Annotated in this window: 16 protein-coding genes and 1 rRNA gene; 14 read left to right on the top strand and 3 right to left on the bottom strand. The window is 71.1% G+C overall.

What is annotated here, in order from left to right:
- Positions 1 to 28 precede the first annotated feature (28 nt).
- A complete protein-coding gene (gene pheS, locus HZZ10_RS08720) occupies positions 29 to 1,129 on the top strand; it encodes a phenylalanine--tRNA ligase subunit alpha (RefSeq protein WP_056130305.1) in 1,101 nt (366 codons plus the stop codon).
- A complete protein-coding gene (gene pheT, locus HZZ10_RS08715) occupies positions 1,129 to 3,696 on the top strand; it encodes a phenylalanine--tRNA ligase subunit beta (RefSeq protein WP_179913220.1) in 2,568 nt (855 codons plus the stop codon). Before pheS ends, pheT begins: the two co-directional genes overlap by 1 nt.
- Positions 3,697 to 3,908: 212 nt before the next feature.
- On the opposite strand, the gene HZZ10_RS08710 is transcribed toward pheT, so the two are convergent.
- The 3 genes from HZZ10_RS08710 to HZZ10_RS08700 form a co-directional block, all read right to left on the bottom strand.
- Positions 3,909 to 4,169 (bottom strand): hypothetical protein, encoded by a 261-nt coding sequence (locus HZZ10_RS08710; protein WP_179913219.1) that lies wholly within the window; start codon positions 4,167 to 4,169, stop codon positions 3,909 to 3,911.
- 106 nt (positions 4,170 to 4,275) lie between these two features.
- Positions 4,276 to 5,259, bottom strand: a complete 984-nt coding sequence (locus HZZ10_RS08705) for a quinone oxidoreductase family protein (RefSeq protein ID WP_179913246.1) — start codon at positions 5,257 to 5,259, stop codon at positions 4,276 to 4,278.
- A gap of 67 nt (positions 5,260 to 5,326) precedes the next feature.
- On the bottom strand, positions 5,327 to 6,082 hold the full coding sequence (locus HZZ10_RS08700) for an alpha/beta hydrolase (RefSeq protein ID WP_056130318.1): 756 nt from the start codon (positions 6,080 to 6,082) through the stop codon (positions 5,327 to 5,329).
- 62 nt (positions 6,083 to 6,144) lie between these two features.
- Between HZZ10_RS08700 and argC the strand changes: the two genes are divergently transcribed.
- The 12 genes from argC to HZZ10_RS08640 all read left to right on the top strand — a co-directional run.
- The gene (argC, locus tag HZZ10_RS08695; RefSeq protein WP_179913218.1) at positions 6,145 to 7,227 is read left to right on the top strand and encodes an N-acetyl-gamma-glutamyl-phosphate reductase; all 1,083 of its coding nucleotides are present in this window, start codon (positions 6,145 to 6,147) and stop codon (positions 7,225 to 7,227) included.
- Positions 7,224 to 8,399, top strand: a complete 1,176-nt coding sequence (gene argJ, locus HZZ10_RS08690) for a bifunctional glutamate N-acetyltransferase/amino-acid acetyltransferase ArgJ (RefSeq protein ID WP_179913217.1) — start codon at positions 7,224 to 7,226, stop codon at positions 8,397 to 8,399. Before argC ends, argJ begins: the two co-directional genes overlap by 4 nt.
- Positions 8,396 to 9,424 (top strand): acetylglutamate kinase, encoded by a 1,029-nt coding sequence (gene argB / locus HZZ10_RS08685; protein WP_218928589.1) that lies wholly within the window; start codon positions 8,396 to 8,398, stop codon positions 9,422 to 9,424. The genes argJ and argB overlap by 4 nt, the downstream gene beginning before the upstream one ends.
- On the top strand, positions 9,421 to 10,716 hold the full coding sequence (locus HZZ10_RS08680; RefSeq protein ID WP_179913216.1) for an acetylornithine transaminase: 1,296 nt from the start codon (positions 9,421 to 9,423) through the stop codon (positions 10,714 to 10,716). Before argB ends, HZZ10_RS08680 begins: the two co-directional genes overlap by 4 nt.
- 2 nt (positions 10,717 to 10,718) lie before the next feature.
- A complete protein-coding gene (gene argF / locus HZZ10_RS08675; RefSeq protein WP_179913215.1) occupies positions 10,719 to 11,663 on the top strand; it encodes an ornithine carbamoyltransferase in 945 nt (314 codons plus the stop codon).
- The gene (locus tag HZZ10_RS08670; RefSeq protein ID WP_056130335.1) at positions 11,660 to 12,187 is read left to right on the top strand and encodes an arginine repressor; all 528 of its coding nucleotides are present in this window, start codon (positions 11,660 to 11,662) and stop codon (positions 12,185 to 12,187) included. Before argF ends, HZZ10_RS08670 begins: the two co-directional genes overlap by 4 nt.
- Before the next feature lie 125 nt (positions 12,188 to 12,312).
- Complete coding sequence (locus tag HZZ10_RS08665; protein ID WP_056130337.1) at positions 12,313 to 13,557, top strand: argininosuccinate synthase; 1,245 nt, start codon at positions 12,313 to 12,315, stop codon at positions 13,555 to 13,557.
- Between the two features lies 1 nt (position 13,558).
- Positions 13,559 to 15,058: an argininosuccinate lyase gene (gene argH / locus HZZ10_RS08660; protein WP_228087308.1), complete on the top strand. Its 1,500-nt coding sequence runs from the start codon at positions 13,559 to 13,561 to the stop codon at positions 15,056 to 15,058.
- Positions 15,059 to 15,175: 117 nt separating this feature from the next.
- Positions 15,176 to 15,763: a nucleoside/nucleotide kinase family protein gene (locus HZZ10_RS08655; protein WP_179913214.1), complete on the top strand. Its 588-nt coding sequence runs from the start codon at positions 15,176 to 15,178 to the stop codon at positions 15,761 to 15,763.
- Positions 15,760 to 16,449, top strand: coding sequence for a DNA-3-methyladenine glycosylase (locus HZZ10_RS08650; RefSeq protein ID WP_179913213.1), 690 nt, complete (start codon positions 15,760 to 15,762; stop codon positions 16,447 to 16,449). The genes HZZ10_RS08655 and HZZ10_RS08650 overlap by 4 nt, the downstream gene beginning before the upstream one ends.
- Positions 16,450 to 16,492: 43 nt before the next feature.
- Positions 16,493 to 17,755, top strand: a complete 1,263-nt coding sequence (tyrS, locus tag HZZ10_RS08645) for a tyrosine--tRNA ligase (protein WP_308507537.1) — start codon at positions 16,493 to 16,495, stop codon at positions 17,753 to 17,755.
- 730 nt (positions 17,756 to 18,485) lie between these two features.
- A 16S ribosomal RNA gene (locus HZZ10_RS08640) occupies positions 18,486 to 18,598 on the top strand; the annotation flags it as partial.

Genomic DNA, 18,598 nt, shown 5'->3' with positions numbered 1-18,598 from the left:
CCCGTACGACCGAGCCCGGAAGGCACGTATGTCCACCCCTGACCCCGCAGCGCAGGCTGCACCCACGGCGAGCACCACGGCCATCTCACCGCTCGACGCCGACGCTGTCTCGGCAGCCGTCGACGCGGCCCTGCAGGCCGTGGCCGGCGCCGACAGCCTCGACGCGCTGCGCGCCGTCCGCACAGCCGTGACCGGCGACCGCAGCCCGATCGCCCTGGCCAACCGTGAGATCGGCGGCCTCCAGGGCCCCGACAAGGCGACCGCCGGCAAGATCCTCGGCCCCGCCCGCGGCCGGATCAACCAGGCGCTGTCCGCCCGCCAGGTCGAGCTCGAGGCCGAGCGTGACGCCCGGGTGCTCGTCGAGGAGGCCGTCGACGTGACGCTCCCCGTCGACCGTCGTCTGGAGGGTGCTCGCCACCCCCTCGAGCTCATCCAGGAGCGCGTCGCCGACTTCTTCGTCTCCATGGGGTGGGAGATCGCCGAGGGGCCCGAGGTCGAGGCCGAGTGGTTCAACTTCGACGCCCTCAACTTCGGCCCGGACCACCCGGCCCGCCAGATGCAGGACACCTTCTTCGCCCGGACCCCCGGGGTCGAGGACGGCGACTCTGGTCTCGTGCTGCGCACCCACACCTCGCCGGTCCAGGCCCGCACGCTGCTCGAGCGCGAGCTCCCGCTGTACATCGCCTGCCCCGGCAAGGTGTTCCGCACCGACGAGCTCGACGCGACGCACACGCCGGTCTTCCACCAGGTCGAGGGTCTTGCCGTCGACAAGGGCCTGACGATGGCGCACCTGCTCGGCACGCTCGACCACTTCGCGAAGGCGATGTTCGGACCTGACGCCAAGACGCGTCTGCGTCCTTCGTTCTTCCCCTTCACCGAGCCGAGCGCCGAGATGGACCTGTGGTTCCCGCAGAAGAAGGGCGGCGCAGGCTGGATCGAGTGGGGCGGCTGCGGCATGGTCAACCCCAACGTGCTCCTCGCGGCGGGCATCGACCCGCAGGAGTACACAGGCTTCGCCTTCGGCATGGGCATCGAGCGCACGCTCATGCTCCGTCACGGCATCGCCGACATGCACGACATGGTGGAGGGCGACGTCCGCTTCTCCCAGCACTTCGGAATGGACCTCTGATGCCCCTGATCCCCCTGTCCTGGCTCGGTGAGCACGTCGAGCTGCCCGCCGGTCTGACAGCTGAGCAGCTCGCGGCCGACCTCGTGCGCGTCGGGCTCGAAGAAGAAGAGGTCCACGGCGCGGCGGTGACCGGGCCCCTGGTCGTCGGACGGGTGCTCTCGCTCGTCAAGGAGCCTCAGAAGAACGGCAAGGTCATCAACTGGTGCCAGGTCGACGTCGGGGCGCACAACACCCTCGACGACGACGGTCAGCCCACGGTCCCGCGCGGGATCATCTGCGGTGCGCACAACTTCGTCGAGGGTGACCTCGTCGTCGCTGCGCTGCCCGGGACCGTCCTTCCTGGCCCGTTCCCGATCGCGGCCCGCAAGACCTACGGCCATGTGTCCGACGGGATGATCTGCTCGACGAGCGAGCTCGGTCTCGGGGAAGGCGGTGACGGGATCATCGTCCTCGACCCGGCCGTGCACCCTGACGTCGAGCCGGGGACCGACGCCGCCGCGCTGCTCGGTCTCGGGGACGAGGTCCTCGAGATCAACGTGACCCCCGACCGCGGCTACTGCTTCTCGATGCGCGGTGTCGCGCGCGAGTACGCGCACTCGACCGGAGCCGCCTTCAGCGACCCGGGTCTGGCGACCGCAGAGCTGCCCGCCGCGACCGCCGACGGGTTCGAGGTGGTCGTCGAGGACGACGCCCCGGTCCACGGCGTCCCCGGCTGCGACCGCTTCGTCACGCGTGTCGTGCGCGGGATCGACCCGACGGCGCCGTCTCCGGCCTGGATGCAGCGCCGGCTCACGCAGGCGGGCATGCGACCCATCTCGCTCGCTGTCGACGTGACCAACTACGTCATGCTCGACCTCGGTCAGCCCCTGCACGCCTACGACCTCTCGACGCTGGTCGCGCCCGTCGTGGTGCGCAGGGCTACCGCGGGGGAGCGGCTCGTGACCCTCGACGGCACAGACCGCGTGCTCGACGTCGAGGACCTTCTCATCACCGACAGCGCTGGCGGTCGTGGGGCACGCGTCCTCGGTCTCGCGGGTGTCATGGGCGGGGCGGAGACCGAGGTCTCCGGCACGACCACGGACGTGCTCGTCGAGGCTGCGCACTTCGACCAGGTCTCGGTCGCCCGCACAGCACGTCGGCACAGGCTGCCGAGCGAGGCCGCGAAGCGTTTCGAGCGCGGCGTGGACCCGAGGCTCGCGGACGTGGCGGCCCAGCGGGTCGTCGACCTCCTCGTCGAGCACGGGGGTGGCACGGCCGACCCGGCCGTCAGCGACCTCGACGTCGTGGCCCCCCGTCCGGCGCTCCAGATGCTCCTGTCAGAGCCTGAGCGCCTCGTCGGCGTGCCCTACACGCGTGACCAGGTGGTCGGCACCCTCGAGCAGATCGGGTGCACGGTGACCGAGGTCGACGCAGCGGCAGGTCTGCTCTCCGTCGAGGTGCCGTCCTGGCGGCCCGACCTCGTCGGTGCTGCTGAGCTCGTCGAAGAGGTCGCGCGCCTGGTCGGCTACGACCAGATCCCGTCGATCCTCCCCGTCGCCCCGGCCGGTCGTGGTCTCACCCGCGGTCAGCGCGCGCGCCGCTCGGTGGCGCGCGGGCTCGCCGAGAGCGGTCTCGTCGAGGTGCTCAGCTATCCCTTCGTCGGGCAGAACCAGCTCGACGAGCTCGGTCTCGCCGCTGACGACGAGCGTCGCACCATGCTGACCCTGGTCAACCCGATGTCGGCCGAGAAGGGGCAGATGCGGTCGTCGCTCCTGGTGACCCTGCTCGACACCGCGCGACGGAACGTCGCCCGCGGGCGCACCGACCTCGCGCTCTTCGAGCTCGGGCTCGTCACGCTCCCCGTGGTCGGGGCCCCGGCTGCTCCGGCGCTCCCGGTCGGGCAGCGTCCGAGCGACGAGGAGCTGGCAGCGGTCGCTGCGGCCGTCCCCGCCCAGCCCCGGTTCGTCGCCGGTGTGCTGGCCGGCTCCATCGAGCTCTCGGGCTGGTGGGGTGCAGGCCGGGCAGCCGACTGGACCGACGCCGTCGCGGCGGTCCGGCTCGTCGCGGACCGGGTGGGCGCCCACGTCGACCTCGTCTCGACGAACGACCGGGCACCCTGGCACCCGGGTCGGTGCGCAGCGGTGACCCTCGCGGACGGGGCAGTCGTCGGCTATGCCGGTGAGCTGCACCCGAAGGTCCTCGAGCAGCTGTCGCTGCCCGCCAGGACCGTCGCCTTCGAGCTCGACCTCGACGCGCTCGTCGCGGCAGCGCCGACCGAGCCCCGCCAGGCGGCCCCGGTCTCGACCTTCCCGCTCGCCAAGGAAGACCTCGCGCTCGTGGTCGACGCCGAGGTGCCGGCGCAGGACGTCTTCGACGCCGTGCGCGACGGTGCTGGAGAGCTCCTCGAAGACCTGCGTCTCTTCGACGTGTTCACAGGTGACCAGCTCGGGGAGGGCAAGAAGTCCCTCGCCTTCTCGCTGCGGCTGCGTGCGCAGGACCGCACGCTCACGGCGCAGGACGCCGTCGCCGTCCGTGAGGCGGCTGTCGCGTCGGCCGCCGCACGGGTCGGGGCCGAGCTGCGCGCCTGACAGCGGCTCTGCCCACCACGCACGAGAGCCGACCACGTACGAGGGCTGACCCCGCACGCGGCCGGTGACGACACGAGGGCCGGTACCTCAGGAGCGATCCTGGGGTACCGGCCCTCGTGCGTGGTCTGACAAGGCTGGGGCGTGAGTCGTGCGCCAGGTGTGGGTGGCTCAGTCGCGGGCGAGACCTCGGCCCGTGGCTGGCTACGGCAGGCTCAGACTGTCCCGTCCTGCACGTAGCTGCAGTCGTAGCCCGGCGGGAGCCAGCGGAAGGTGGTCGTCACCTCGGAGATGCTCATGCCCGCGGGGCGCTGCGCGTAGCACTCCTGCTTCGACTGGTCCATGCCGACCTTGGCGTACCACGCGGCGCCGACAGCCGTGCTGAGCACGACGAGGACTGTCAGGGCGATCCTCGCCCCGCGCGACGGACCGGGCTCGGATCTCTCGTAGCCGCCGTCGGCCCAGGAATGGTTCATGCGACGAGCCTAGCCGGGCGCTCGGAGCACGCTCGGCCCGACCCGGCCGTCGCTCGTCCGTGGGTGTCGTGGTCGCCGTGGCTGCCGTGGAGACAGCTCGCCCTGGTCACGGGACCAGCAGCACCTTCCCCGTCGTGCGTCGGCCCTCGAGCGCACGGTGCGCCTCGGCCGCCTCGGCGAGAGGGTACGTGTGCTCGACCCGCACGTCGAGGGTCCCGGCCCGCACGGCGTCGAAGAGCTCGCCGGCACGGAGCACGAGCTCCTCACGGGTCGCGACGTAGTCGCCGAGGGTCGGGCGGGTGACGAAGAGCGAGCCGCCTGCGTTGAGCCGCTGGAGGTCGACGGGCGGCACCTGGCCGGACGACCCGCCGAAGAGCACGAGCATGCCGCGTCGGCGCAGCGAGGCGAGCGAGGCGTCGAAGGTGTCCTTGCCGACGGAGTCGTAGACGACGTGGACGCCCGCACCGTCGGTGAGCTCGCGGACGCGGGCCGGCAGCTCGGTCGTGAGGTCGGTCATCTCGCGGTAGTTGACGACCTCGCTCGCCCCGGCGGCCCGTGACAGCGCAGCCTTCTCCTCGGTGGAGACCGTCGTCAGGACACGCGCCCCGCGGGCCGCCGCGAGCTGGGTGAGGAGCAGGCCGACCCCGCCGGCTCCAGCGTGGACGAGGGCGGTGTCGCCCGGGCCGAGCGGGTACGTCGAGGTCGCCAGGTAGTGGGCGGTCATGCCCTGGAGGGGGAGGGCTGCGGCGACCTGGAGGTCGACGTCGCCGGGGACGGGCAGCGTCCGGGCCGCCGGGACGACGACCAGCTCGGCGTAGGACGAGGGCGCGTCGGACCAGGCGACGTGGTCGCCCACGGCGACGTCGGAGACCTCTGACCCGACAGCCTCGACGACGCCGGACCCCTCGGACCCGAGGATGCTCGGGTAGTCGATGCTGTAGACGCCCGAGCGCCTGTAGGTGTCGATGAAGTTCACGCCCGCAGCGGCCACCCGGACGAGGACGTCGTGAGGTCCCGGGGACGGGACGTCCACGGTGTCGTGACGCAGGACCTCGGGCCCGCCGGCGGCGGTCGCGACGACGGCGTGCATGGTCTGGTTCTCGGGGTGCTGCTCGGGCGTCATGGTGCTCCTCGCTCGGATCGGGTGTGGCTGCGCGTCAGGCGTCCTGGACCGGGCCGATGCCCTGCTCGTGGAGCCAGCGCAGCGCGGCGGTGGTCCACTCTTCGACCGTACCGCTGCCCGGCGCGAGGCCGAGGCCGTGACGACCTGTCGGGTAGACGTGCAGCTCGTACGGCACGCCGTGCTCGCCGAGGGCTGCGGCGAGGCCGAGGCTGTGGCTGACCGGCACGGTCTCGTCGTCCGCGGTGTGCCACAGGAATGCTGGGCCCGTCGAGGCGTCGACGCGCTCTTCGGTGCTCAGGGCGCTCGCGAGCCCGGCGTCGTCGGCGTGCTCGCCCAGCAGGTTCTCGCGGGAGCCGACGTGCGGGGTCCGCACGAGCGAGGTCACGGGGTAGCACAGGACCGCGGCGTCGGGGCGGGAGACGGTCAGTCCTGGTGCGGCGGCAGCCTGGACGCGGGCGACGTCGTCGTCGGTCGCGGTGAGCACGGTGCCTGCGAGGTGGCCCCCGGCGCTGAAGCCGAGGACGGCGACAGGACCGGTGATCTCGCCGTGCACGCCGGCGCGGAGCTCGGCGAGGGCGGTGAGCACCTGGTCGAGGGCTGTGGGATAGCGCTCGGGGGCGATCGCGTAGTCGAGATAGCCGCTCGCGACTCCGTGGCTGGAGAGCCACGCGACGACGTCGACGGACTCGTGCTCGGCGCGGTGGGCGTAGCCGCCCCCGGCCAGGACGAGGACAAAACCTCGGTGGTCGACGTCGGGGCGGGGTGCGAGGGTGAGGGGTGCGGCAGTCATCGTCCCAGCGTAGAGGTCTGTACCGAGGGCGGCTGTATCAACTCACAGTCTTGTGTATTGTTATGCACATGACGTTCACCGTGGCAGTTGCCGGAGCCAGCGGGTATGCCGGGGGAGAGACGCTCCGTCTCCTCGCCGGGCACCCTGAGCTCACCGTCGGGGCGGTCACCGCCCACTCCAACGCGGGCACCCTGCTCGGCGCTCACCACCCGCACCTGCGATCCCTCGCGCACCGCGAGCTGCTGCCGACGGCCGTCGAGCACCTGCTGGGCCACGACGTCGTCGTCCTCGCCCTCCCGCACGGCGCCTCCGGCGCGATCGCCGCCCAGCTGCCCGACGACGTGCTCGTCGTCGACCTCGGCGCAGACCACCGCCTCGTGGACCCCGCCGCGTGGGAGGAGTTCTACGGCTCCGAGCACGCCGGGACGTGGACCTACGGTCTGCCTGAGCTGCTGCGCGTCTCGACCGTGGACAGCCAGGTCGAGTACACCAAGCAGCGCGAGCTGCTCGCCTCGACCCGGCGGATCGCCGTCCCGGGGTGCAACGTCACCGCCGTGACGCTCGGCCTCCAGCCCGGGGTCGCCGCAGGCCTGCTGAGCACCGACGACCTCGTCGCCGTCCTCGCGGTCGGGTACTCGGGCGCCGGGAAGAGCCTCAAGACGCACCTGCTCGCCTCCGAGGCCCTCGGGTCTGCGCAGCCCTACGCCGTCGGCGGCACGCACCGGCACATCCCGGAGATCGTGCAGAACCTCCAGGTCGCCGGGGCCGGCGACGTGACGATCTCCTTCACGCCGGTCCTCGTGCCCATGTCCCGTGGCATCCTCGCGACAGCCACCGCCCGCCTCGCCGGCGGCGCCGAGGGCACCACCCTCGAGCAGCTGCGGTCCGCGTGGTCCGACGCCTACGAGGGTGAGCCCTTCGTCGAGCTGCTCCCCGAGGGGCAGTGGCCCACGACAGCCATGACGGCCGGGTCGAACACAGCCCTCGTGCAGGTGGCCCTCGACCGGCGCGCCGGTCGCGTCGTGACCGTGACCTCGATCGACAACCTCGTCAAGGGCACCGCAGGCGGCGCCGTCCAGTCGATCAACACAGCGCTCGGCCTCCCGCAGGTCCTGGGCCTGACCACCGAAGGAGTCGCACCGTGAGCGTCACCGCAGCACAGGGCTTCCGGGCCGCTGGGACCGCCGCCGGCCTCAAGTCGACGGGCAAGCCCGACGTCGCCCTCGTCGTCAACGACGGCCCGCTCGACGTCGCCGCCGCGGTCTTCACCTCCAACCGCGTGGTCGCCGCCCCGGTCACCTGGTCCCGCCAGGTCGTCGCCGACGGCCGCGCGAGCGCCGTCGTCCTCAACTCGGGCGGCGCCAACGCGTGCACAGGACCCGAGGGCTTCCTCGACACGCACCGCACCGCCGAGCACACCGCTGAAGCCCTCGGCATCTCCGCAGGGGACACGATCGTCTGCTCGACAGGACTCATCGGTGTCCGCCTGCCCATGGACAAGCTGCTCCCGGGCGTCGACGCCGCAGTCACCGCGCTCAGCACCGACGGCGGGACCGACGCGGCGCACGCGATCATGACGACAGACACCGTCGCCAAGACCGCCGTCGTCACCGTCGAGACAGCGACAGGGACCTGGACCGTCGGCGGGATGGCCAAGGGGGCTGGCATGCTCGCACCCGGCCTGGCGACCATGCTCTCGGTCATCACGACCGACGCCGCCGTCGACGCCGCGACGGCCGACGCCGCCCTGCGCGCCGCGACCACGGCGACCTTCGACCGCGTCGACTCCGACGGCTGCATGTCGACCAACGACACCGTCGTGCTGCTCGCCTCCGGTGCCAGCGGGCAGACGCCGACCCTCGACGAGCTCGCCGCAGCCGTCACCGAGGTGAGCGCCTCGCTCTCCCGCCAGCTCGTCGCCGACGCCGAGGGTGCCAGCCACGACATCGCCGTCGAGATCGTCGGCGCGCACTCCGAGGACGCTGCCGTCGCGGTGGCCCGGGCCGTGACCCGCTCCAACCTCTTCAAGGCAGCCGTCTTCGGCAACGACCCCAACTGGGGCCGTGTCCTCTCGGCCGTCGGCACCGTCCCCGAGTCTGTCGCCAGCTTCGACGCCACGACCCTCGACGTGTCGATCAACGGCGTCCAGGTGTGCCGCGCCGGGGGAGTGGGCGAGGACCGCGACCTCGTCGACCTCGCCGCCCAGCGCGAGGTCCGGGTGCTCGTCGACCTGCACGCAGGCGACGCCACCGCCACGGTCTGGACCAACGACCTCACGCACGACTACGTCCACGAGAACAGCGCGTACTCCTCATGAGCGACCAGACCCCCAGCGCACCCGACGCCCCGCTCGACCTCAGCGGGATCGACGTCGGCGAAGACCTCAGCCCCTCCCAGAAGGCCGAGGTCCTCCTCGAAGCCCTCCCGTGGCTGCGCCAGTTCCACGGCGCCCTCGTCGTCGTCAAGTACGGCGGCAACGCCATGATCGACGACACGCTCAAGGCCGCCTTCGCCGAAGACATGGTCTTCCTGCGCCAGGTCGGCCTGCGGCCGGTCATCGTCCACGGCGGCGGACCGCAGATCTCCGAGATGCTCGGACGCCTGGGCATCGAGAGCGAGTTCCGCGGCGGGCTGCGCGTCACCACGCCCGAGGCCATGGACGTCGTCCGCATGGTGCTCACCGGCAAGGTCTCCCGCGAGCTCGTCGGGCTGCTCAACGCCCACGGCCCGCACGCCGTCGGGCTCTCCGGCGAAGACGGCGGGTTGCTCCGTGCCCGCCGCCGTCACGCGACAGTCGACGGTGAGGCCGTCGACGTCGGGCTCGTCGGGGACGTCGTCGACGTGGACCCGCGCGCCGTCCAGGACCTCCTCGACGCCGGGCGCATCCCGGTGGTCTCGACGGTCGCCCCCGACATCCTCGACCCCACCCAGGTGCTCAACGTCAACGCGGACACGGCCGCCGCCGCGCTCGCGGTCGCACTGCGCGCCCGCAAGCTCATCGTGCTGACCGACGTCGAGGGCCTCTACACCTCGTGGCCGGACCGCACGTCCCTCGTCAGCCAGATCACGGCCTCCGCGCTCGACACCCTGCTGCCATCTCTCGAGTCCGGCATGGTGCCGAAGATGGAAGCCTGCCTGCGTGCCGTCCGCGGGGGAGTGCGCGAGGCCCACGTGATCGACGGCCGGGTCGCGCACTCGGTCCTCATGGAGGTCTTCACCACCCGCGGGATCGGCACCATGGTCGTCCCCGACAGCGACGGCAGGCTCAACCCGCCGACCATCTCGGCGCCGGCCAGCAGCTCCAGCACCACCACCCCCACGACAGACGGAGACCCGCAGTGAACGCCCTCGACCCCCGCAGCGACACGACCGCAGACCTCACAGGTCCCGGCAGCGGCGCCGAGTGGACGTCTCGCTACTCGGGGGCCGTCATGGACACCTTCGGCCCGCCCCAGCGCGTGCTGGTCCGCGGTGAGGGTGCCTACGTGTGGGATGCCGACGGTCGCCGGTACCTCGACCTCCTCGGCGGGATCGCCGTGAACTCCCTCGGCCACGCGCACCCGACGCTCACCGCGGCGATCAGCGCACAGCTCGGCACGATCGGCCACGTCTCGAACTTCTTCGGCACCCCGACCCAGATCGCGCTCGCAGAACGGCTGCTCGAGCTCGCCGCAGCCCCCGAGGGGTCGCGCGTCTTCTTCTCCAACTCCGGGACCGAGGCGAACGAGGCGGCCTTCAAGATGGCTCGCCGCACCGGGCGCCCGCGGATCCTCGCGCTCGAGGGGTCTTTCCACGGTCGCAGCATGGGGGCGCTCGCCCTCACGTCGAAGGCCGCGTACCGCGAGCCCTTCGAGCCCTTGCCCGGCGGGGTCGAGTTCTTGCCCTTCGGTGACCTCGACGCCCTCGAGGCGGCCTTCGCCGGCGACCCCGTCACGAGCGACGTCGCCGCGCTGTTCCTCGAGCCGATCCAGGGCGAGGCCGGTGTCCGGCCGGTCTCCGCGTCCTACCTGCAGCGCGCCCGCGAGCTCACCCGTGAGCACGGAGCGCTGATGATCCTCGACGAGGTGCAGACCGGCATGGGCCGGACAGGCTCGTGGCTCGCCCACCAGCTCCCGCAGCTCGGCGGCGGGATCGTCCCCGACGTCGTCACGCTCGCCAAGGGTCTCGGCGGAGGGTTCCCGATCGGTGCCGTCGTCGCCTACGGTCACGGACCAGCGGCGCTGCTCGGACGCGGCCAGCACGGGACGACCTTCGGCGGCAACCCTGTCGCGTCCGCCGCGGCACTCGCGACCATCGGCGTGATCGAGCGTGACGGCCTGCTCGCCTCGGTGACGGCTGTCGGCGACCACCTGCGGAGCCGGCTCGCCGAGACCGGGCACCCGCTCGTGGTCGGGACGCGCGGCGAAGGCCTGCTCGTCGGCATCGAGCTCGCGGCGCCGGTGTCGGCCGACGTGGCCTCCCGCGCCCTCGACGCGGGCTTCATCGTCAACCCTGTCACGCCGACGGCGCTGCGCCTGGCGCCCCCGCTGATCCTCACCCGCGAGCAGGTGGACGACTTCGTCGCCTTCCTCGAAGGGCTGCCTGCTGAGCTCGCCCTGCCCACCGACCCCGCCGACCTCACCACGGAGGCCTGACGATGACCGCCCAGACGATCCGCCACATGCTGCGCGACGACGACCTCAGCCCTGCCGAGCAGGCCGAGGTCCTCGAGCTCGCGCTGCGGCTGCGCGCCGACAGGCACCTCGAGAAGCCCCTCGCGGGCCCGCAGGCCGTCGCGGTGATCTTCGACAAGCCCACGCTGCGCACCCAGGTCTCCTTCGCGACAGGCATCGCCGAGCTCGGGGGCTACCCTCTCGTCCTCGACGGCAACCTCGCGCAGATCGGTGTGCGGGAGTCGATCTCCGACACCGCCCGCGTCCTGGGACGCCAGGTCTCGATGATCGTGTGGCGCACCCACGCGCAGTCGCGCATCGACGAGATGGCAGCGGTCGCCGGGGTCCCCGTGGTCAATGCGCTCACCGACGACTTCCACCCGTGCCAGATCCTCGCCGACCTCGTGACGATCGCCCAGCATCGCGGCGGGGTCGCGGCCCTGGCCGGTCAGACCCTCGCCTACGTCGGCGACGGCGCGAACAACATGGCGCACTCCTACCTCCTCGGAGGAGTCACAGCCGGCATGCACGTGCGGGTCGGCACACCCGAGGGGTACCTGCCTGACGCCGAGATCCTCGCGGCCGCGGCGGCGATCGCGGAGCAGACAGGCGGGTCCGTCACCGTCACCTCCGACGCGGCCGCAGCCGTCGCCGGCGCTGACGCCGTGGCGACCGACACCTGGGTCTCGATGGGCGACGAGGCCACCGCCGCCGAGCGCGCCGAGCCCTTCGTGCCCTACAGGCTCGACGCCGCGCTGCTCGCCCACGCGGCGCCCGACGCGCTCGTCCTGCACTGCCTCCCGGCCTACCGCGGCAAGGAGATCACCGCCGAGGTGATCGACGGGCCGCAGTCGGTCGTCTGGGACGAGGCGGAGAACCGGCTGCACGCGCAGAAGGCGCTCATGACGTGGCTCCTGGGGCGGTCATGACCTTCGCCGCCGTCCCCGTCGGGAGCGTGCCGGCCACCAAGGCGGCACGGCACGCGCGCATCGTGCACCTGCTCGCCCGCGAGCAGATCCACTCCCAGGCGGAGCTCGCCAAGGCGCTCGCCGCCGACGGCCTGCACGTGACGCAGGCGACGCTCTCGCGCGACCTCATCGAGCTGCGGGCCGAGAAGGTGCGCACCTCGTCCGGGGTGCTCGTCTACGCGATCCCCGGCGAGGGTGGCGACCGTACCGTGCAGACCACGGCCGACGCCGAGTTCCTCGCCGCCAGGCTCTCCAGGCTCTGCGGGGAGCTCCTCGTCTCGGCCGAGGCGTCCGGGAACCTCGTGGTGCTGCGCACCCCGCCCGGCGCCGCCCAGTACCTCGCCTCGGCGATCGACCACTCGGTGTTCACAGGTGTGCTCGGCACGATCGCCGGAGACGACACGGTCCTCGTGATCGCCCGTGACGTGAGCGGCGGCGACGAGCTCGCCGCCCGTTTCGTCGGGCTCGCGAGCGACAGCACCTGACCCCGAGACCACGGCTCGACCGGACCACCGGCCGAACCCGCCGTCCGCCAGACGACCACCCGACCAGCGGTGGCCTCGACGGATGACAGACTTTGTCCCTCACCATCTTGAGAAAGTGAAGTGCCATGACAGAACGCGTCGTGCTCGCCTATTCCGGCGGCCTGGACACCTCCGTCGCCATCGGCTGGATCGCCGAGCGCACAGGAGCCGAGGTCATCGCGGTGGCCGTCGACGTCGGCCAGGGCGGTGAAGACCTCGAGGTCATCCGTCAGCGCGCCCTCGACTGCGGCGCCGTCGAGGCGTACGTCGCGGACGCCCGGGACGAGTTCGCCGAGGAGTACTGCATGCCGGCGCTGCGCGCCAACGGCCTGTACCTCGACCGCTACCCGCTGGTCTCGGCGATCTCCCGCCCGATCATCGTCAAGCACCTCGTGCGTGCCGCCCGCCAGTTCGACGCGCAGACCGTCGCCCACGGCTGCACCGGCAAGGGCAACGACCAGGTCCGCTTCGAGGTGGGCATCACCTCCCTCGCCCCGGACCTCAAGTGCCTCGCACCCGTCCGTGACCTCGCGCTGACCCGCGAGAAGGCCATCGCCTACGCGGAGCAGCACAAGCTCCCGATCGCGACGACCAAGCACAACCCCTTCTCGATCGACCAGAACGTGTGGGGCCGCGCCGTCGAGACCGGGTTCCTCGAGGACATCTGGAACGGTCCGACCAAGGACGTCTACAGCTACACGGACGACCCGACCTTCCCGCCGGTCGCCGACGAGGTCGTCATCACCTTCGACCAGGGCATCCCCGTGGCCCTCGACGGTGTCGCCGTGACGCCGCTCCAGGCGATCCAGGAGATGAACCGTCGCGCCGGCGCCCAGGGCGTGGGCCGCATCGACATCGTCGAAGACCGTCTGGTGGGCATCAAGTCCCGTGAGATCTACGAGGCCCCCGGCGCGATGGCCCTCATCGCCGCGCACCAGGAGCTCGAGAACGTCACCGTCGAGCGCGAGCAGGCCCGCTTCAAGCGGACCGTCGAGCAGCGCTGGACCGAGCTGGTCTACGACGGCATGTGGTTCTCGCCGCTCAAGAAGTCCCTCGAGACCTTCATCGACGACACCCAGCGCTACGTGTCGGGCGACATCCGCATGGTCCTGCACGGTGGCCGCGCGACGGTCACCGGCCGCCGCTCCGAGGCGAGCCTCTACGACTTCAACCTCGCCACCTACGACGAGGGCGACTCCTTCGACCAGTCGCAGGCGCGTGGCTTCATCGAGATCTTCGGCCTCACCGCCAAGCTCTCGGCAGCCCGCGACGTGAAGTTCGGCAACGGCGTGGACCTCACCGGTGCCGACCTCCCCGGGTCGAAGGCCTGAGATGACGGACCTCACTCCGTCGGACCCCTTGTCGACCTCCTCTGAGCCCGCAGCCGTCGAGGCGGCTGCGGGCACGCAGGTCGGTGCGACCGGCGCGGCGCCCGTGAGCCTGTGGGGCGGCCGGTTCGCCGGCGGCCCCTCCCAGGCGCTCGCTGCGCTCTCGCAGTCGACGCACTTCGACTGGCGGCTCGCCCAGCATGACATCGAGGGCTCGAGGGCCCACGCGCGGGTCCTGCACTCGGCAGGTCTGCTGTCCGAGGACGAGCTCACGGCGATGCTCGAGGCGCTCGACGTCCTCTCGGCCGACGTGGCGTCGGGGGACTTCCTCCCGCTGCTCGCCGACGAAGACGTGCACACCGCGCTCGAGCGCGGTCTCATCGAGCGAGCCGGCAGCGAGCTCGGGGGCAAGCTCCGCGCCGGCCGGTCGCGCAACGACCAGATCGCGACGCTCGTGCGCATGTACCTGCGCGAGGAGGCCAAGGTGATCGGCGGGCTGGTGCTCGACGTCGCCGACGCCCTCGTCGAGCAGGCTGCCGCGCACCCGGACGCCGCGATGCCCGGTCGCACGCACCTCCAGCACGCTCAGCCTGTGCTGCTCGCGCACCACCTGCTCGCGCACGTGTGGCCCTTGCTGCGCGACGTCGACAGGTTCATCGACTGGGACGTGCGTGCTGCGCGCTCGCCCTACGGGTCGGGTGCCCTGGCCGGGTCGTCCCTCGGGCTCGACCCCGAGGCCGTCGCCGCCGACCTCGGCTTCGACGGAGCGGTCGAGAACTCGATCGACGGGACCGCGAGCCGCGACGTCGTCGCCGAGTTCGCCTTCGTCTCGGCGATGCTCGGCATCGACCTCTCGAGGTTCGCCGAGGAGATCATCGTCTGGAACACGAAGGAGTTCGGCTTCGTCCGTCTGGACGACGCCTACTCGACCGGGTCCAGCATCATGCCGCAGAAGAAGAACCCGGACATCGCCGAGCTCGCGCGCGGCAAGGCCGGGCGTCTGGTCGGTGACCTCACGGGGCTGCTGACGACCCTCAAGGGCCTCCCGCTCGCGTACAACCGCGACCTGCAAGAGGACAAGGAGCCGGTGTTCGACCAGGTCGACACCCTCACGGTGCTCCTGCCGGCCTTCGCCGGGATGGTCTCGACGCTCACCTTCGACACCGGTCGCATGGCCGAGCTCGCCCCGCAGGGCTTCTCGCTCGCGACAGACATCGCCGAGTGGCTGGTCCGCCAGGGTGTCCCGTTCCGGGTGGCCCACGAGGTCGCGGGTGCCTGCGTCCGGGTGTGCGAAGACCGCGGGATCGAGCTGTGGGACCTCAGCGACGCCGACCTGGCGGAGATCTCCGAGCACCTGACGCCAGGTGTCCGCGAGGTGCTGACGGTCGAGGGCTCCTTGCGCTCGCGCGACGCCGCGGGCGGGACCGCGCCGGTCCGCGTGGCGGAGCAGCTCGAGGCCGCGAAGGTCCAGATCGCCGAGTACAGGTTCTGGGTCAACGGCTGAGCAGTCCTCTCTGGAGGACGCAGCGACCAGCACCAGCACAGCACGCACCGAGTGCACGGCACGCACGACAGGTACGACGGACGGGGACGGCATGAGCACGAACGACGGACAGCGCTCATGACCGTCCCCGCCGACGTCCTGGACCTGATCCTCGAGGTCGTCGCCGAGGCCACGGCAGGTCTGGGCGGCATGCGCCTGGTCTGCGTCGACGGGCCTGCAGGCTCCGGCAAGACGACCCTCGCGGACCAGCTCGGCCGGGCGCTGCCCGCCCAGGTCATCCACATGGACGACCTCTACCCAGGGTGGACCGGGCTCGCCGAAGGTGCCCAGAAGCTGCACGAGTGGGTCCTCGAGCCGCTGGCCCACGGGGTCCCGGGTCGGTACCGCAGGTACGACTGGCCGCTGGGCCTGTACGCCGAGCGGCACACCGTGCCGCTCGCAGACACCCTCGTGGTCGAGGGCTGCAACTCCGCAGCACTCACGACCGCGCCCTACTCGCCGGTGATCATCTGGGTCGAGGCTGACGACGACGTGCGCCTCGAGCGCGGCATGCTCCGCGACGGTGACGGCGCGCGGGACCAGTGGACCACCTGGATGGTCGAAGAACGCCGTCTCTACGCGGAGCACCGGACGGCCGAGCGGAGCCACGTCCGGCTCGACGGTTCCGGGAACATCACCGGGCTCGGACCGACGGAGCCTGCGTGAGCGCCGCGGTCTCCCCGGCACAGCACGAGCCAGACCTCGCGTGGTTCGCACGACCTGTCCTCGACGTCGCAGCCGACCTGCTCGGCGCCCACCTCACGCACAGCGCGCCCGAGGGGTCTGTGACGCTCCGGCTGACCGAGGTCGAGGCGTACGGCGGCCTCGACGACCCGGGCTCGCACGCGGCGCGCGGTGTGACCCTGCGGAACCGGTCGATGGCCCTGCCGGGCGGGCACCTCTACGCCTACAGGCACCTGGGGCTGCACACCTGCCTCAACGTCGTCGCGGGACCTGAGGGCTCTCCGTCTGCGGTGCTCCTGCGGGGAGCCGAGGTGATCGACGGGGAGCCGCTCGCACTGGCCCGACGGACAGAGCGCGGAGTCGCCAAGACTGCGCGCGACCTGGCCCGCGGTCCGGCCCGGCTCGCGGTCGCGCTGGGGGTCGGGGTCGACCACGACGGCGTGGACCTGCTCGAGCGTGGAGGCTGTCTCACGCTCGCTGTCTGCGGGTCGCAGCCGACAGGGGTACCGGCCGACGCATCCGTCGACCTGCCGGGTGCGGTGATGCGAGGTCCGCGGGTCGGTGTCAGCGGACTTGGTGGGGATGGAGAGCTCTTCCCCTGGAGGCTCTGGCTCGCCGGGGAGCCGACGGTCTCCGCCTACAGGGCGGTGTCCCCGCGTCGACGCTGAAGAGGGCAGAATGGTCGGGCCAACCCCTAGACGAGGAGCAGCAGTGACCAACGTTCTCGATGAGCTCACCTGGCGTGGGCTGATCAGCCAGACCACCGACATGGACGCGCTCCGCGAAGCGCTCGACGGCGGCCCGGTCACGTATTACTGCGGCTTCGACCCGACAGCACCGAGCCTGCACCACGGACACCTCGTCCAGCTCCTCCTGCTCCGCCACCTGCAGCTCGCCGGGCACAGCCCCATCGCGCTCGTGGGCGGGGCGACCGGGCTGATCGGTGATCCGCGGATGTCGGGGGAGCGGGTCCTCAACTCCCGGGAGATCGTCGCCGAGTGGGTCGAGCGTCTGCGCTCGCAGATCTCGCGATTCCTCGACTTCGACGGTGACAACCCCGCGCAGATGGTCAACAACCTCGACTGGACGGGTGAGCTGACAGCGATCGACTTCCTGCGGGACATCGGCAAGCACTACAGGCTGGGCACGATGCTGGCCAAGGACACCGTCGCGCGCCGGCTCGAGAGCAGCGAGGGTCTGTCCTTCACGGAGTTCAGCTACCAGATCCTCCAGGGGATCGACTACCTCGAGCTCAACCGTCGTCACGGCTGCACGCTGCAGACCGGCGGCAACGACCAGTGGGGCAACCTGCTGTCGGGGGTCGAGCTCATCCGCAAGTCCGAGCAGCGCTCGGTCCACGCGCTCACGACACCGCTCATCACCAAGGCCGACGGCACGAAGTTCGGCAAGTCCGAGGGCGGGGCCGTGTGGCTCGACCCGGAGATGATGAGCCCGTACGCCTTCTACCAGTTCTGGCTCAACTCGGACGACGCCGACGTGGTGCGGTTCTTGAAGATCTTCACGTTCCGTACGGCTGAGGAGATCGACGAGCTCGCGGCCGCCGTCGCCGAGCGGCCTGCGGCCCGTGAGGCTCAGCGTGCACTGGCCGGCGACGTCACCACACTGGTCCACGGTGCTGGCGCGACCGAGGCTGCGATCGCGGCGAGCCAGGCGCTCTTCGGACGTGGGGAGCTGTCGAGCCTCGACGAGCAGACGCTCGTGGCGGCGGTCGCCGAGCTGCCCGAGACCGACGGGGCGCCCGGGGACCTGATCGTCGACCTGGTGGTCGCGGCTGGTCTGGTCGCCTCGAAGGGCGCCGCTCGTCGGGCCGTCGCGGAGGGCGGGGTCTACGTCAACAACGCGAAGGTCGTCGGAGACGACGCCGTGCTCTCCGCGTCGGACCTCCTGCACGGAAGCGCCGCTGTGCTGCGCCGCGGGAAGAAGACGCTCGGGGTCGTCAAGGCGCGCGCCTGACCTGACCTGACCTGACCTGACCTTGTCGTGCCGTCGGCCCCCGTCCTGCCTGGACGGGGGCCGATCTGCATCCAGGCGGTGTGCGGCAGACCGGAGAGTGACTGCGGTCACCGGGAGCGGGCTTGACGCTCGTGTTCACACCACCGTAATGTTCTGGACGTCAGCCCGACTGGGAGACACAGACACCACTGCGAAGCTCTTCGGAGCCGGCGCGAAGTGGCTGGTCCCGGGGTTCGGCATCCTCTGCATGAAGGCTTCGCGGGTTCGCCTGCGCCTGGTAGTGTGGAGGGCCTGGTTCGGACGGTGGTGACACTGTCTGGCTGCGGTTCGGACGGCTCGGAAGAGTGGTTCGAGGGGCCGCGAAGATCAGGTAGTCTTCACCAGGCCCGCTTGACCGGGTTAACGCGCTGGGAACGGCGGGTTGACGCAGGGAAGCGAGTCGGGTAAGTTTGAACGGTTGCCTCACGCCAGACGCTCAGTAATGAGTGAACGGGTGATGCGCGTCCGCTCCTTGAGAACTCAACAGTGTGCTTAATAGTCAATGCCAAGACCCCTTGTCTTGGATTGGTGCTCGGCTTTACGGTCGGGGCTGGTCTGATGGCAAGGTTTATTTGGTATGAATTGAAAACGCAAGTTTTCGGTTTGTAGCCTTGATTAATCAAGTTCTCTCTTTGCAGGGAGGCTTGCTTCGTATGGTTGTTAACTGGTTTCGACTGGTTGATAGCAAACATTTACGGAGAGTTTGATCCTGGCTCAGGACGAACGCTGGCGGCGTGCTTAACACATGCAAGTCGAACGGTGACATCAGAGCTTGCTCTGGTTGATCAGTGGCGAACGGGTGAG

The organism is Sanguibacter inulinus (assembly GCF_013415325.1).
Taxonomy (GTDB): Bacteria; Actinomycetota; Actinomycetes; order Actinomycetales; family Cellulomonadaceae; genus Sanguibacter; species Sanguibacter inulinus.
Note: the sequence above shows the minus strand (reverse complement) of the source record. Positions and strands in the feature narration are given on the sequence as shown.

Excerpts from the sequence above, each read along its gene's own strand:
- HZZ10_RS08710 (WP_179913219.1), bottom strand. The coding sequence starts at position 4,169 with ATGAACCATTCCTGGGCCGACGGCGGCTACGAGAGATCCGAGCCCGGT.
- HZZ10_RS08655 (WP_179913214.1), top strand. The coding sequence starts at position 15,176 with ATGACCGTCCCCGCCGACGTCCTGGACCTGATCCTCGAGGTCGTCGCC.
- argB (WP_218928589.1), top strand. The coding sequence starts at position 8,396 with ATGAGCGACCAGACCCCCAGCGCACCCGACGCCCCGCTCGACCTCAGC.
- pheT (WP_179913220.1), top strand. The coding sequence starts at position 1,129 with ATGCCCCTGATCCCCCTGTCCTGGCTCGGTGAGCACGTCGAGCTGCCC.
- argC (WP_179913218.1), top strand. The coding sequence starts at position 6,145 with ATGCACATGACGTTCACCGTGGCAGTTGCCGGAGCCAGCGGGTATGCC.
- HZZ10_RS08670 (WP_056130335.1), top strand. The coding sequence starts at position 11,660 with ATGACCTTCGCCGCCGTCCCCGTCGGGAGCGTGCCGGCCACCAAGGCG.
- HZZ10_RS08705 (WP_179913246.1), bottom strand. The coding sequence starts at position 5,259 with ATGCACGCCGTCGTCGCGACCGCCGCCGGCGGGCCCGAGGTCCTGCGT.
- HZZ10_RS08665 (WP_056130337.1), top strand. The coding sequence starts at position 12,313 with ATGACAGAACGCGTCGTGCTCGCCTATTCCGGCGGCCTGGACACCTCC.
- argH (WP_228087308.1), top strand. The coding sequence starts at position 13,559 with ATGACGGACCTCACTCCGTCGGACCCCTTGTCGACCTCCTCTGAGCCC.
- argF (WP_179913215.1), top strand. The coding sequence starts at position 10,719 with ATGACCGCCCAGACGATCCGCCACATGCTGCGCGACGACGACCTCAGC.
- HZZ10_RS08700 (WP_056130318.1), bottom strand. The coding sequence starts at position 6,082 with ATGACTGCCGCACCCCTCACCCTCGCACCCCGCCCCGACGTCGACCAC.
- pheS (WP_056130305.1), top strand. The coding sequence starts at position 29 with ATGTCCACCCCTGACCCCGCAGCGCAGGCTGCACCCACGGCGAGCACC.